Genomic DNA, 12,976 nt, shown 5'->3' with positions numbered 1-12,976 from the left:
CCCGCAATGAACCGCGACAGTCGTTACCTGGAATCGATCCTGCACCACGACATCCCCTTGACCCGGGACATGGGCCTCAAGGTGCTCGATTGGCAGGCCCGGCAACTGCGCCTGTCCTTGCCGCTTGCAGCCAACGTCAACCACAAGAGCACCATGTTCGGTGGCAGCCTGTATTGCGGCGCGGTGCTCGGCGGCTGGGGCTGGCTGCACCTGGCCCTGCGCGAGGAAGGCATCGAAGACGGGCATATCGTGATTCAGGAAGGGCAAATCAGTTATCCGCTGCCGGTAACCCGCGATGCAACCGTCGTCTGCGAAGCGCCCGAGGAAAAAATCTGGAAACGCTTCCTGGCCACCTACCGGCGTTATGGAAGGGCACGGCTGGCGTTGCAGACGCGGGTGATGAATACCGGCAGCGAGGACGTAGCGGTGCAGTTCGAGGGGCAGTACGTGTTGCACCGCTGATCTTGAAAACGCCACAAAGGATCAAGCCAAGCTTAAGGGCGGGCGAGTTCCAACAACTTTGCGCGCCACGGCGCCTTCGCCGGCAAGGCCAGGAACGAGCTGTTGAGCAATGACTCCCGCGGCGGATAGCAGAACGGCTCACCATTGAGGTCCAGTACCGCGCCCCCCGCGCCTTCCAATACACCCTGGGCGGCGGCGGTGTCCCATTGGGAGGTCGGCGCCAGCCGTGGATAACAATCCGCCGCGCCTTCGGCCACCAGGCAAAACTTCAACGAACTGCCGATACTGGTCAGCTGCAGCTCGCCCAGGCTCCCGCTCAAGCCCTCCAGCAGGCGCTCCTGCTCCGGGCTGGTGTGCCGGCGACTGGCGACCACGGTGAACGCTTCGCCCGGCGCCAATACGTCACGCACCGCAATAGGCAAAGGCACGCCGCCCTTGTCGCCACGCCAGGCACCCAGCCCTGCGCCGCCCACATAGAAGCGACCCGTGGTCGGCATCGACACCACGCCGAACACCACGCGGCCCTGCTCCACCAACGCGATGTTGACGGTGAACTCCTCGCTGCCGGAAATGAATTCCTTGGTGCCATCCAACGGGTCTACCAGCCACCAGCGATGCCAGCCGGCGCGAACGCTTTGGGCAATATCGGCGTCCTCTTCGGAGAGGATCGCAATATCCGGAGCCAGCGCCATCAGCCCAGCCACGATCACATCATGAGCGGCCATGTCTGCGGCGGTCACCGGCGACTCGTCGGCCTTGTGGTTGACCTGCACATTGGCGCGCCAGAACGGCAGGATCGCTTCACCGGCCTGGAGCGCCAGCTCGACGACAGGGGCCATCAAGGGATGAGGGAAAGTCATGACAGGAACGCTCCACGCTGGCTCAGCAGGTCACGGGCCAGGTAGAGCGCCGCCAAGGCCCGGCCCTCCGTGAACTGCGGGTTCTGTGCCAGGGCCGACAGCTCACGCAGGTTGACCTTGTCCACGCGCATCGGCTCGGGCTCGTCACCCTCCAGCCGCTCTTCATACAGATCGGTCGCCAGCACCACCTGGATCTTCTGGCTCATGTAGCCGGGGACAACGACAGTTCGGTCAGGTGCTCCAACTGACGCGCACCGAAACCGGCTTCTTCCTTGAGTTCCCGTTCGGCCGCCGCCAGCACGTCTTCGCCTGGCTCGATCAAACCCTTGGGCAGGGACAGTTCGTAGGCGTCGGTGCCACCGCAATACTCTTCCACCAACACGGCGTGGTCGGCATCGAGCATCGCCACGATCATCACCGCGCCGTAGCCCGCCCCCTTGCTCGCCAGACGTTCATAGGTGCGCTCAACGCCGTTGGAAAACCGCAATTTCAGTTCTTCCACGCAAAACAGGCGGCTGGTAGCGACGATCTGGCGATCGAGTATGGTGGGTTTCTGGCGCATAAACGGCTCCCTGGGCGATAGCGGGATACTATACCCGGCCTATTCTGATTGTTTGTGTCGGATATCCGATTACCGCTGGAGAAGTTTTATGGCCTTGCTGCCCTGGCATGAGATCGATACGGTTCTGCTGGACATGGACGGCACCCTGCTGGACCTGCATTACGACAACCATTTCTGGCTCGAACACCTGCCCCAGCGCTACGCCGAACTGCATGGCGTGAGCCGGGCGATGGCCGAGATGGAGCTGCAGCCGCTGTTCGAGCGCAACGCCGGTCAGTTGCAATGGTATTGCCTGGATTTCTGGAGCGCAGAGCTGAAACTGCCGGTACGCGAACTGAAGTTGGAAACCGCGCACCTGATCGCCTTGCGCCCGGACGCCGATACCTTCCTGGCGGCGATCCAACGGGCCGGCAAACGCGTGGTGATGATCACCAACGCCCACCGCGATTCGTTGTCCCTGAAGCTGGAACGCATCGAACTGGCTCCCTATTTCGACCGCTTGATCAGTTCCCACGACTACGGCTTTCCCAAGGAAAACCCGCAATTTTGGGACGCGCTGCAAGCCGACTTGAATTTCGACCCGGCCCGCAGCCTGTTCATCGATGACACCTTGCCGGTGCTGCGCAGCGCCCGGGACTTCGGCGTGGCGCATTTGCTGGCCGTGAGCGAGCCGGACAGCCGCAAGGGGCCCAAGGATACGGGGGAGTTCGAGGCGCTGGGGATTATCGGGACTTGATTATCGGGCTTTGAACCGTGTCGCCTTCATCGCGAGCAAGCTCGCTCCCACAAGGGGATCTCTGTTCGCCACCGATCCAGTGTGGGAGCGAGCTTGCTCGCGATGAATACGACTCGGTCCTGAAGTTTACTCAGGGATACGCAAAACCTGCCCCGGATAGATCTTGTCCGGGTGCGACAACATCGGCTTGTTGGCCTCAAAGATCTTCTGGTACTTATTCGCATCACCATAGACACGCTTGGAAATGGCACTCAAGGTGTCACCTTTCTCGACGGTCACGAACTTGGCCTCCTTAGCCACCGGGCCAGTTACCGTGATCTGGTCGTCAACACTGCCGACACCGGCGATGTTGCCCACCGCCAGCAGGATTTTTTCCTTCTCTTCCTGGCTTGCCACTTCACCGGTGACGATGACTTTGTCGCCCTCGACGGTCGCCTGTACATTCGGACTACCCAGGCCGACCTTTTCAATATGCGCTTTCAGTTGTTCGCTGGCATTGGCATTGCCGGGGGTCAGCAAGTCGATCAGCTTTTCACCGGCCTCCTTCACAAAGCTAAAGATACTCATGGCACATGCTCCTTGATTTAAGTGTCCGAACGCAAAGACTAGACCAGGCGAGACGAACCCGGTTCCCAGCCGACCAATGACCCCGCCACGCGCAAGCGCTAGAATCCGACTCTTCCCGCGCCCTGGAGCGAAGATGGACATCAAGCAGCTGAAATTTCTCATCGCGCTGGACGAAACCCGCCACTTCGGCCAGGCCGCCGCACGCTGCCACATCACCCAGCCGACCCTGTCGATGCGCCTGCGCAGCCTTGAAGAAGAACTCGACCTGCCGCTGGTCAACCGCGGCCAGCGCTTCGAAGGTTTTACCGCGCCGGGGGAACGGGTGCTGGCCTGGGCACGCACGGTGCTGGCGGCCTATGACGGGCTCCAGGCCGAAGCGGCGGCTTGTCGTGGCAACCTGGTGGGTACGCTGCGCCTGGGCGTGGTGCCCTTGTCGGATTTCGACCCGCTGTCGATGATGCAGCGCTTGCACGCCGAGCACCCCAACCTGCGTTTCGAATTATCGTCCCTGAGCTCCGAACGCATCCTTGAACAGTTGGCCAATAACCGTATCGACCTGGGCATTTCCTACCTCGAACGCCTGGACAACGAGCGCTTCGAAGCCCTGCCCTTCAGCCACACCCGCATGGGTCTGCTTTACGACCAACGCTTTTTCTTTTTCGGCGAACAACCGCTGAGCTGGGAAGCCCTGATAGAGCTGCCCCTGGGCATGCTCACCAGCGGCATGCATTTTCGCCAATCCATCGACCACAATTTCCACAGCCGGGGCCTCACACCTCAACCGCTGTTGCAAACCGACGCGGTGCACCAATTGTTACAAGCTGTGCACGGCGGACTGTGTTGCGCAGTAATGCCCTTGGACAGCGGCCTGAATGTGCTGACCGAAGACTTGCGCATCCAGCCCATCGAAAGCGCGCAGACGTTGGTCCCGCTGGGCCTGATCATGCGGCGCGGCGCCCCACGTTCGGCCTTGGCAGAGGCCTGTTTTGCGCTTTATCAGAAATCATCGACGACTTCTTGATCGACGTCATCTATTGAGAGATCAGTAATAGCGATTAGACGTGGCAGATTGCCGCATTTAGTCTTAACACTGTTCCTACTTTCAGTGATGCCTATGAACGACAAGCCTCCGGTCAGTCCAGCGCCAGCGATGGAAACATCTGCGCCGGCCGCCAGCCAGAGCTATCGCTACTGCAATCTGGACCACTCCCAATCGGACAGCACTGCGCTGGCCGAGGAAGTGGCGCTGGCGATTGCCTATAACGGCATCAGCCAGGCGGTCATGCTGGTCACCCCCACCGACCTTGAAGACTTCATCGTCGGCTTCAGCCTCGGCAGCGGCATCATTGAAGACCTATCGGACATCTATGACCTGCAACTGAGCGGCACGGGTGCGGCGCACCATGCCGAGGTAACTATCGCCAACCGCGCCTTCTGGAACCTCAAGCAGCAACGCCGGCAATTGACGGGCACCAGTGGCTGCGGCTTGTGCGGCGTGGAAGCAGTGGAACAGGCATTGCCAAACCTCAAGGTGCTGCCCGGCGCAGCGCTGCCACCAGCGCAATGGCTTGATGGCCTGCGTGACCGTATCAGCCAGTTCCAGCCCCTGGGCCAGTATTGCGGCGCAGTCCACGCCGCATTGTTCATGAACGCCCAAGGCGAATTGCTGCTGGGTCGCGAAGACATTGGCCGGCACAACGCCCTCGACAAGCTGATCGGTGCGTTGGTCCGGCAGCAGATCCCGGTGGCCGGCGGCGTGGCGATCGTCACCAGCCGGTGCAGCCTCGAACTGATCCAGAAAGTCCTGCGGGCTGGCATCCAGACCCTCGTCAGCCTGTCGTCGCCCACGGGCCTTGCGGTGCAGTGGGCCCGCCAACACAACCTCAACCTCATCCACCTGCCGCAAAAAAATGCGCCGCGGGTCTACAGCCCTGCGATGGAGAAACAAGCGTGAGCAATCATCAACAAGCCGACCAGAAACCCGTACCACGCTACAAGCCCTACAAGGGCCCGGCCGGTGGTTGGGGTGCGCTGATCAGTGTCGCTCAGGCCTGGTTGACCAGTGACAATGCGCTGAAAAACATCCGCATGATGCTCAAGACCAACCAGAATGGTGGTTTTGACTGCCCTGGCTGCGCGTGGGGTGACTCTCCCGAAAGCGGCATGGTCAAGTTCTGCGAGAACGGCGCCAAGGCCGTGAACTGGGAAGCCACCAAGCGCCGCGTCGATGCTGCATTTTTCGCCAAGCACAGCGTGACCTCGCTATTGGAGCAGAGCGACTACTGGCTCGAGTATCAGGGTCGCCTGACCGAGCCAATGCGTTACGACGCCGAAACCGACCGCTACAAGCCCATCAGTTGGGAAGCGGCGTTCGCCCTGGTCGGCAAGCACCTGCAAGGGCTGTCCAGCCCCAACCAGGCCGAGTTCTACACGTCGGGCCGGGCCAGTAACGAAGCGGCCTACCTGTATCAATTGTTCGTGCGCGCCTACGGCACCAACAACTTCCCCGACTGCTCGAACATGTGCCACGAAGCCAGCGGCGTAGCGCTGGCCCAGAGTGTTGGCGTGGGCAAAGGCACCGTGACCTTCGACGACTTCGAGCACGCCGACGCGATTTTCGTCTGGGGCCAGAACCCTGGCACCAACCACCCACGGATGCTTGAGCCGCTGCGCGAGGCAGTGAAACGCGGTGCCCAAGTGATCTGCATCAACCCGCTCAAGGAGCGCGGCCTGGAGCGTTTCCAGCATCCGCAGAGCCCGATCGAAATGCTCACCAACGGCAACAAGCCGACCAACACCGCCTATTTCCGCCCCGCACTGGGCGGCGACATGGCGATACTGCGCGGCATGGCGAAGTTCCTGCTGCAATGGGAGCGTGACGCGCAGAACACCGGCGCGGCAGCGGTGTTCGACCACGCCTTCCTCAATGAGCACAGCACCAACGTGCTGGATTACCTGGCGACGGTCGACGATACGTCGTGGGAACAGATCGTCGAGCAATCGGGCCTGACCCTGGTTGAAATCGAGCAAGCGGCGCGCATGTACGCCAAAAGCAAGAACGTGATCATGTGCTGGGCGATGGGCATCACCCAGCACCGTCATTCGGTGGCGACCATCCAGGAAATCGCCAACGTAATGATGCTGCGTGGCAACATCGGTCGTCCAGGCGCCGGCCTGTGCCCGGTTCGCGGCCACAGCAACGTGCAGGGTGACCGGACCATGGGCATCAACGAGCGTCCGCCGGTGGCGTTCCTCGACGCGCTGGAGCGGCGTTTCCAATTCAAGGTCCCGCGGGAAAACGGCCACAACGTGGTCGAGGCGATCCACGCCATGGCCGACGGCCAGGCGAAGGTGTTCATCGCCTTGGGTGGCAACTTTGCCCAAGCCACGCCGGACAGCCATCGCACGTTCCAGGCCTTGGCCAATTGCGACCTGACGGTGCAGATCAGCACCAAGCTCAATCGCAGCCACCTGGCCCACGGCAAGGACGCGCTGATCTTGCCGTGCCTGGGCCGCACCGACATCGACCTGCAAACCGAAGGCGCGCAAGCGGTGACCGTGGAAGACTCCTTCAGCATGGTGCATGCCTCCAAGGGCCAGTTGCAGCCGCTGTCGAACCTGATGCGCTCCGAACCGTGGATCATCGCCGGCATCGCCGCCGCCACGCTGGGTAGCCGCCCGGTGGACTGGAACTGGCTGGTGGCCGACTACGGTCGTATTCGCGACCTGATCGCCGACACCGTCCCCGGCTTCAAGAACTTCAATGAGAAGCTGAAGAATCCCGGTGGGTTCTATCTGGGCAATAGCGCCGGTTCGCGACGCTGGAACACCCCGTCGGGCCGCGCCAACTTCAAGCCAAATAGGCTGCCGACCGACCTCGTGCATGAACGCACCCGGGCCACCGGCCAGTTGCCCGACCTGATCATGCAGTCCATGCGCTCCCACGATCAGTACAACACCACCATCTATGGCCTGGATGACCGCTATCGCGGCGTCAAGGGCCAGCGTGACGTGTTGTTCGCCAACGAAGCGGACATCATCCGCCTGGGCTTCAAGCCGGGTCAGAAAGCCGACATCGTCTCGCTCTGGGATGACGGTCGCGAGCGTCGGGTCAAGGGCTTTACCTTGCTGGCGTTCGACATTCCAGCCGGGCAGGCTGCGGCCTACTACCCTGAAGTGAACCCGCTGGTGCCATTGGAAAGCACGGGCGATGGCAGCCACACCCCAACGTCGAAATTCGTCGCGATCCGTCTGGAAGCCGCGAGCGAGAACGGACTGATCCTGGCCAAGTCGGCCTGATACAACGTGCTAGGAGATCAGGTTGTGTGGGAGCAAGGCTTGCCCGCGATGAAAGCGGTGCGGTCTTTCAGAAATGGAGTCGCCTGTATCGCGAGCAAGCTTTGCTCCCACACAGCTTTGCACTCACAATCGTATTTTTCGAACGCCCACAAAAAAGGCCGTTTCCCATAGAAAACGGCCTGTCCGAAGTAGCTAAAGACCGGCCAATTCGCCTTAAGTTCCCACCTAAAAACAATAACTTAGAGAATTGTGCACAAGTCGTGTTACTCGTCGGATTTCTATTGTAACCAAGCGAGGCGAGCCTCAGGATCGCGCCGTCATCCCTTTGAGGCTCCTCTATGAAGTTCTCCTCCATTCTCTTGTTGTCCCTTAGCCTGGCCAGTGGCATCGCTTCCGCCGGTGGTACTGCCGAAGCAGGTGTGGGCGGCGCATTGGGCGGGGTTTTGGGTTCGGTCGTCGGCCAGTCCCTGGGCGGCAACACCGGCTCCACTATCGGCGCAGCGCTGGGCGGCGCGGGCGGCAGTGCAGTCGGTGCAGACAAACACAGTCGCGGCGAAGCAGCCATCGGCGGCGCACTGGGCGCAGCCGGCGGTAACGTGGTCGGCCGTAGCGTCGGCGGCAGCACCGGTAGCCTGATCGGTGCGGCAGCGGGCGGTGGCGCTGGTGGCGCTCTGGGTAACTACATGGGCAAGGACGACGACGATGACCGTCGTTATGACGATCGCCGTGGTGACCGTCGCTATTACCGTGACGGCCACCCAGGTCGTGGCCATGCCTACGGGCATCGCAAAAAACATCATCGCTACTACCGCGACTAACGGTTGGCTGATACCCACCGTTAAAGATCGCAGCCTCCGGCAGCTCGAAGAGCTGACAGGAGGCTGCGATTTTTTGTTTCAGACCACCAACTGTTCCAAAGCCCCACGTAGCCGATCCGCAATCGCCACCGGCCGATTCGACGCCCGGTCCACGAATACGTGAACAAAACGCCCCGCCGCGCAGGCCTCCTCCTCGCCCACCTTGAACACCGCCAGCTCGTACTGCACTGAACTGCTGCCCAGCTTGCCGACCCGCAGGCCGATTTCAATCCGGTCTGGAAAGGCGATCGAGGCGAAGTAGTCGCAAGCCGAACTCACCACGAATCCCACCACTTCTCCATCATGGATATCCAGGCCGCCGACTTCGATCAGGTAGGTATTCACGGCGCTATCGAAAAAGCTGTAGTAGGTGACGTTGTTGACGTGACCGTACACATCGTTGTCGTGCCAGCGCGTGGTAATGGGCTGCAGGTGTGGGTATTCGCTACGTTGCGGCATCAAGTGCTCTTCATGGTTGTTCATTGGTTTACAAAGGTGGCGGCCTATCGGTTCGCAAAGCCCTTGCCCTGTGCTGCCAGTTCGCCGACCAGGCGCGCGGGCTTCCACTGGTCGCCCTGCTTCGTTTCGAGCGCCAGCAGGCGTGCGTGAATATTCTCCAGCCCCTGGCTGTCGGCCCAGGCCATCGGTCCGCCCTTGTCCGCAGGGAAGCCGTAGCCGTTGAGGTAGACCAGATCGATATCGTGGGCCGACTCGGCAATGCCTTCCTGCAGGATCCTGGCCCCCTCGTTGACCAGCGCCAGCAAGCAACGCTCAAGGATTTCCTCCGGGCCGATCAGGCGACGCTGGAAACCCAGCGCTTCACTGACCCGTAGCACCAGCGCATCGACCTCGACATCGTGCTCGGCCTGTCGACTGCCCGGCTCGTAGTGATAGTACCCATTGCCGCTTTTCTGGCCGAACCGTCCCAGCTCGCACAGACGATTGTCCACCTGCACCTCGGGTGCATCCTGGCCCTTGCCCGCCAGCTCACGGGCGCGCCACTCCAGGTCGATGCCCACGACGTCGTACATGCGAAACGGCCCCATGGCGAAGCCGAAGCCTTGCAACGCCGCATCCACCTGATGGGGCAATGCCCCCTCCAGCAGCATCTTGCGCGCTTCCAGCACATAAGGATGAAGCATCCGGTTGCCGATGAAGCCATGGCAGTTGCCTGATACAACGCTGACCTTGCCCATGCGCTTGCCCAGCACCAACGCCGCGTCCAGCACCGCTGTGGAGGTGTGTGCGCCGCGAACGATTTCCAGCAACTTCATGATGTGCGCCGGGCTGAAGAAATGCAGGCCCAGGACCTGGGTTGGCCGGTGGGTGACAGCGGCGATGGCATCGATGTCCAGCGCCGAGGTGTTGCTCGCCAGGATAGCCTCGGGCTTGAGCAAGCCGTCCAGTTCACGAAAGATTTTCTGTTTGAGCTCGAGGTTTTCGTAAACCGCTTCGATCACCAGGTCCACATTGCGGATCGCCGCATAATCCTGCGCCCCTGTCACCCGGGCGATCCGTGCATCGGCCTCACCCTGGTCGATACGGCCCTGGCGCACGCCGTGGGCATAGGTCTCGGCCACAGCGACCAGAGCCTGCTCGAGCATCTGCGGATTGTTGTCGACCCACTGCACCGCCACGCCGGCATTGGCCAGGCACATCACGATGCCCCGCCCCATGGTGCCTGCACCGACCACCGCGGCGCGCTGAATATCAAAAGGTGTCTGGCTCATGTTGGCTCTCTTATTGGCGATCCGAGGACAGCCTTCACCTTAGTCAGCCGCCGAATATTTTTGAAATTTATTCGTGTGATGAAGGGCATTCAGCGGATGGATGCAGCTCACAGGTGCGCTTGCGTCCAATCGCGAACTTCAGCGTACGGATATTCCTCCAGTGCGGCATACCCCAGGATCTTGCGCGCCTTCAAACGAGTGAACAGCGGCACGCTGATCCCACACAGAAACCGGGTCAACCGCTCTGCAGAGGGCGCATTGCCGGTGTGCTGCTCGTGCTTGTGGATAAAATCACCACACAGAGCCTCGAAGCTTTTATCCACAAGTGCCGGCAACGAAGGGGGTTGTGGCAGGTGAGCGACATGGCCATGGCACACCGAGCAATGACCGCACTGATGCGGCGCATTGTCGTCGCCAAAATACTGCGCCAAGCGATAACCCAGGCAACGGTCGGTGGCGAACAATTCGAGCATGGCGTGGATCCGCGCGATTTCACCGTGCTCGTGCCGGGTGAAATAGGCGTGTAGCTCAGCGCTCAAGACCTGCACATCCAGGTTCGTCTCCAGCACGCTGTAAACCTCGGTCATCTGCTTGCTTTGCAGCTCGATCCAGCCCTTCTCCTGGAAATAATCCAGCGCCTTGACCACGCGATTGCGCTCAGCGTGATACTGCTGGTACATCCCGTCGAAATTCACCGTGGCCCAGGTCCGGGCTCGGTTGGAAGTCTGGATGATGGCCGAGACGAAGTCCCTTCGCTCGCCTTCGAAGCGCTCCAGCAGCTCATCGGGTTCAGTCAGGAACTTGAAGCGATATTCCGCGAAATAGGCATAACGCGGTGCGATCAACCGGCGCAGCTCCAACTGGACCAACAACGTCTTGAGCGGCAGTTGCCGGATGTTGCTCTGGTCCGCCAGCGGGCCCAGAAAGAACTCCCATTGTCCATCGGAGGCGGCGGCCTTCAGTTCGTCGAGCACGCAACGAATGCCCTCCAGTTCGGGCGTATCACCGTACACAAAGTTTTCCAACACGTTGAGGCTGTCGCGGTTGGCCAGCACCAGGCAATCAGACGGCTGCCCGTCCCGGCCGGCCCGGCCGATCTCCTGGCTGTAGTTTTCGATGGACTTGGGCAGGTCGAAATGCACCACGTTGCGGATGTCGCTCTTGTCGATGCCCATGCCGAAAGCGATGGTCGCGACAATGCAATTGGACTGCCCGCCCATGAACCGCCGCTGGATGGCTTCGCGTTGTTCGTGGGGCAAACCGGCGTGATAGGCCTCGGCCCCGATACCGTTGCGACTCAGGTGCTCGGCGATCTGCTCGGCGGTTCGCTGCAAGGTGACGTAGACGATGCTCGGTTGCCCGGGACGTTCGCCCAACCATTGCACCAGCCGCGCTCGCTTATCCGCACCGCGCACGGGTTCGACCAGCAAATTGAGGTTGGGCCGGTAGAAACCGGTCGTCACCACATCCTCGGCGGCGATGGCGAACTTTGCCTGCATGTCGGCAATGACCTTGGGTGTTGCTGTGGCCGTCAGCAACAACACTTGGGGAATGTTGAACTGATGTTGATAGTCGGGAAGCTTGAGATAGTCAGGGCGGAAGTTATGGCCCCATTCCGAAATGCAGTGCGCCTCGTCCACCACCAACAACGAGATCGGCACCTGCTGCAGGAAATTGCGAAAGCGCTCGTTTTTCAACCGTTCCACTGAAATCATCAGAATCTTCAACTCACCCGACCGGGCCCGTGCCATGGCGTCGTTGGCTTCGTCACGGCTCTGAGCCGAATCGATACTGGCCGACGCGATGCCGTGACGCTGCAGGAACGCCAACTGGTCCTGCATCAGCGCCAGCAGTGGCGAGACCACCAGGGTCAGGTGCGGCAACAACAGGGCCGGCAACTGATAACACAAGGACTTGCCAGAACCGGTGGGAAAAATGGCCGCCGCCGACCGGCCGGCAAGTACCGCGCTGACGGCGGTTTCCTGACCGGGGCGAAACTGTGGATAACCGAAAACCTGTTCCAGGGTGCTGTGCATGCGCGGTCGCTCCTTTGACTGCTGCGATGCCCAAAGCCTAGCGGGACAGCGCAGCGCGTCGAGAAAAGGTCGGGGTAAAAACGATACCGGATGATACAGCCTCAGCGCCCTTTTGCTTCGCCACGAGGAGATACAAATCGAGGCACGTTGACGCCTCGTCCCACCCCACTTGCAGGTTAAGGTGCGCGCTCTATAGTGTGCGGCGCGATTGAAAATCGTACTGGAGAGGGCTCAAATGCACACAGAAAATCCGTCCATCGATCGATACCGGGGCCAACCGCCACGACCTTTGTGACGCCGACGCCCAACGAATCCGCGCTTCCAGCGACCTGCTTGAACCCTTCATTGCCTATGCTTCAAGAGACCGTTGTTCTTTTTCCAATGAGTAACGATTTCGCCCTGAACTTTCATCCCTACGGACTCACCTGATCAGCCCGGACACTTCACCATGCACCTCGCACCAGACTTCCCCGACGACCAGCTCATGCGTCAACTCATGGAACTGCTTCACGAAGAAATCGGCATACCCGAGCGCAAGACCATTCGCTTGGAAACGGCGATCAATCTCGACCTGGGCTGCGATGGCGCAGACGCTCGGCATCTGATGGAAACCTTGGAGGAGCGGTTCGCCATCGACCTCGTCGACTACGACGCTTACCAATACTTCCAGCCGGAAGGCTTTGATGTGTTCCAAAAACGCAGGGCCAAGGGCCGTGGCAACAAGATGCCGCTGACCATCGGCATGCTCTACAAGGCCATCAAGGCACAACGATGGGACACTCAGGCAGCGGAAGGGGCCAGCTGATGCAGCAAGTGGCATTATTCTGGCTGTTTATGACGATTTAAGATGAGATATTGGCAGTTATC

Annotated in this window: 11 protein-coding genes and 2 pseudogenes; 7 read left to right on the top strand and 6 right to left on the bottom strand. The window is 60.7% G+C overall.

Going from position 1 to position 12,976, the window contains the following annotated elements:
• Positions 1–6: 6 nt before the first annotated feature.
• A complete protein-coding gene (locus tag KI237_RS01805; protein WP_014336054.1) occupies positions 7–462 on the top strand; it encodes a YiiD C-terminal domain-containing protein in 456 nt (151 codons plus the stop codon).
• 32 nt (positions 463–494) lie between these two features.
• Here the strand turns inward: KI237_RS01805 and cysQ are convergent, their stop codons facing one another.
• Both cysQ and nudE read right to left on the bottom strand, forming a co-directional pair.
• Entirely contained in the window at positions 495–1,322 is an 828-nt protein-coding gene (cysQ, locus tag KI237_RS01800; protein ID WP_212798547.1) for a 3'(2'),5'-bisphosphate nucleotidase CysQ, read from the bottom strand.
• Positions 1,319–1,884: pseudogene (gene nudE, locus KI237_RS01795) on the bottom strand (ADP compounds hydrolase NudE). Before nudE ends, cysQ begins: the two are co-directional and overlap by 4 nt.
• 88 nt (positions 1,885–1,972) lie before the next feature.
• Between nudE and yrfG the strand changes: the two are divergent.
• Positions 1,973–2,634, top strand: a pseudogene (gene yrfG, locus KI237_RS01790) (GMP/IMP nucleotidase).
• Between the two features lie 112 nt (positions 2,635–2,746).
• Here the strand turns inward: yrfG and lysM are convergent.
• Positions 2,747–3,187: a peptidoglycan-binding protein LysM gene (gene lysM, locus KI237_RS01785; RefSeq protein WP_212798545.1), complete on the bottom strand. Its 441-nt coding sequence runs from the start codon at positions 3,185–3,187 to the stop codon at positions 2,747–2,749.
• Positions 3,188–3,320: 133 nt separating this feature from the next.
• On the opposite strand from lysM, the gene KI237_RS01780 reads away from it, so the two are divergent.
• From KI237_RS01780 to KI237_RS01765, 4 genes are all read left to right on the top strand, one after another.
• Complete coding sequence (locus KI237_RS01780) at positions 3,321–4,208, top strand: LysR family transcriptional regulator (RefSeq protein WP_212798544.1); 888 nt, start codon at positions 3,321–3,323, stop codon at positions 4,206–4,208.
• 93 nt (positions 4,209–4,301) lie between these two features.
• A complete protein-coding gene (gene fdhD / locus KI237_RS01775; RefSeq protein ID WP_212798543.1) occupies positions 4,302–5,141 on the top strand; it encodes a formate dehydrogenase accessory sulfurtransferase FdhD in 840 nt (279 codons plus the stop codon).
• The gene (locus KI237_RS01770; protein ID WP_212798542.1) at positions 5,138–7,486 is read left to right on the top strand and encodes an FdhF/YdeP family oxidoreductase; all 2,349 of its coding nucleotides are present in this window, start codon (positions 5,138–5,140) and stop codon (positions 7,484–7,486) included. Before fdhD ends, KI237_RS01770 begins: the two co-directional genes overlap by 4 nt.
• A gap of 338 nt (positions 7,487–7,824) precedes the next feature.
• Positions 7,825–8,304, top strand: a complete 480-nt coding sequence (locus KI237_RS01765) for a glycine zipper domain-containing protein (RefSeq protein WP_212798541.1) — start codon at positions 7,825–7,827, stop codon at positions 8,302–8,304.
• A 78-nt stretch (positions 8,305–8,382) separates the two neighbouring features.
• On the opposite strand, the gene KI237_RS01760 is transcribed toward KI237_RS01765, so the two are convergent.
• The 3 genes from KI237_RS01760 to KI237_RS01750 all read right to left on the bottom strand — a co-directional run bounded on the left by KI237_RS01760 (position 8,383) and on the right by KI237_RS01750 (position 12,109).
• Positions 8,383–8,802, bottom strand: coding sequence for an acyl-CoA thioesterase (locus KI237_RS01760; RefSeq protein ID WP_212798540.1), 420 nt, complete (start codon positions 8,800–8,802; stop codon positions 8,383–8,385).
• 44 nt (positions 8,803–8,846) lie between these two features.
• The gene (locus tag KI237_RS01755) at positions 8,847–10,073 is read right to left on the bottom strand and encodes a 3-hydroxyacyl-CoA dehydrogenase (RefSeq protein WP_212798539.1); all 1,227 of its coding nucleotides are present in this window, start codon (positions 10,071–10,073) and stop codon (positions 8,847–8,849) included.
• 107 nt (positions 10,074–10,180) lie between these two features.
• Positions 10,181–12,109: a RecQ family ATP-dependent DNA helicase gene (locus tag KI237_RS01750; protein ID WP_212798538.1), complete on the bottom strand. Its 1,929-nt coding sequence runs from the start codon at positions 12,107–12,109 to the stop codon at positions 10,181–10,183.
• 448 nt (positions 12,110–12,557) lie between these two features.
• Here KI237_RS01750 and KI237_RS01745 point away from each other — a divergent pair, with 448 nt between their 5' ends.
• Positions 12,558–12,914 (top strand): DUF1493 family protein, encoded by a 357-nt coding sequence (locus tag KI237_RS01745; RefSeq protein ID WP_212798537.1) that lies wholly within the window; start codon positions 12,558–12,560, stop codon positions 12,912–12,914.
• Positions 12,915–12,976: the final 62 nt, after the last annotated feature.

This window comes from Pseudomonas sp. St316, assembly GCF_018325905.1.
GTDB lineage: Bacteria > Pseudomonadota > Gammaproteobacteria > Pseudomonadales > Pseudomonadaceae > Aquipseudomonas.
This window is presented reverse-complemented; position numbering and strand designations above follow the sequence as displayed.

Bases quoted from the DNA above. Each gene is read 5' to 3' on its own strand.
- KI237_RS01805 (WP_014336054.1), top strand. From the start codon at position 7: ATGAACCGCGACAGTCGTTACCTGGAATCGATCCTGCACCACGACATC.
- cysQ (WP_212798547.1), bottom strand. From the start codon at position 1,322: ATGACTTTCCCTCATCCCTTGATGGCCCCTGTCGTCGAGCTGGCGCTC.
- lysM (WP_212798545.1), bottom strand. From the start codon at position 3,187: ATGAGTATCTTTAGCTTTGTGAAGGAGGCCGGTGAAAAGCTGATCGAC.
- KI237_RS01780 (WP_212798544.1), top strand. From the start codon at position 3,321: ATGGACATCAAGCAGCTGAAATTTCTCATCGCGCTGGACGAAACCCGC.
- fdhD (WP_212798543.1), top strand. From the start codon at position 4,302: ATGAACGACAAGCCTCCGGTCAGTCCAGCGCCAGCGATGGAAACATCT.
- KI237_RS01765 (WP_212798541.1), top strand. From the start codon at position 7,825: ATGAAGTTCTCCTCCATTCTCTTGTTGTCCCTTAGCCTGGCCAGTGGC.
- KI237_RS01760 (WP_212798540.1), bottom strand. From the start codon at position 8,802: ATGCCGCAACGTAGCGAATACCCACACCTGCAGCCCATTACCACGCGC.
- KI237_RS01755 (WP_212798539.1), bottom strand. From the start codon at position 10,073: ATGAGCCAGACACCTTTTGATATTCAGCGCGCCGCGGTGGTCGGTGCA.
- KI237_RS01750 (WP_212798538.1), bottom strand. From the start codon at position 12,109: ATGCACAGCACCCTGGAACAGGTTTTCGGTTATCCACAGTTTCGCCCC.
- KI237_RS01745 (WP_212798537.1), top strand. From the start codon at position 12,558: ATGCACCTCGCACCAGACTTCCCCGACGACCAGCTCATGCGTCAACTC.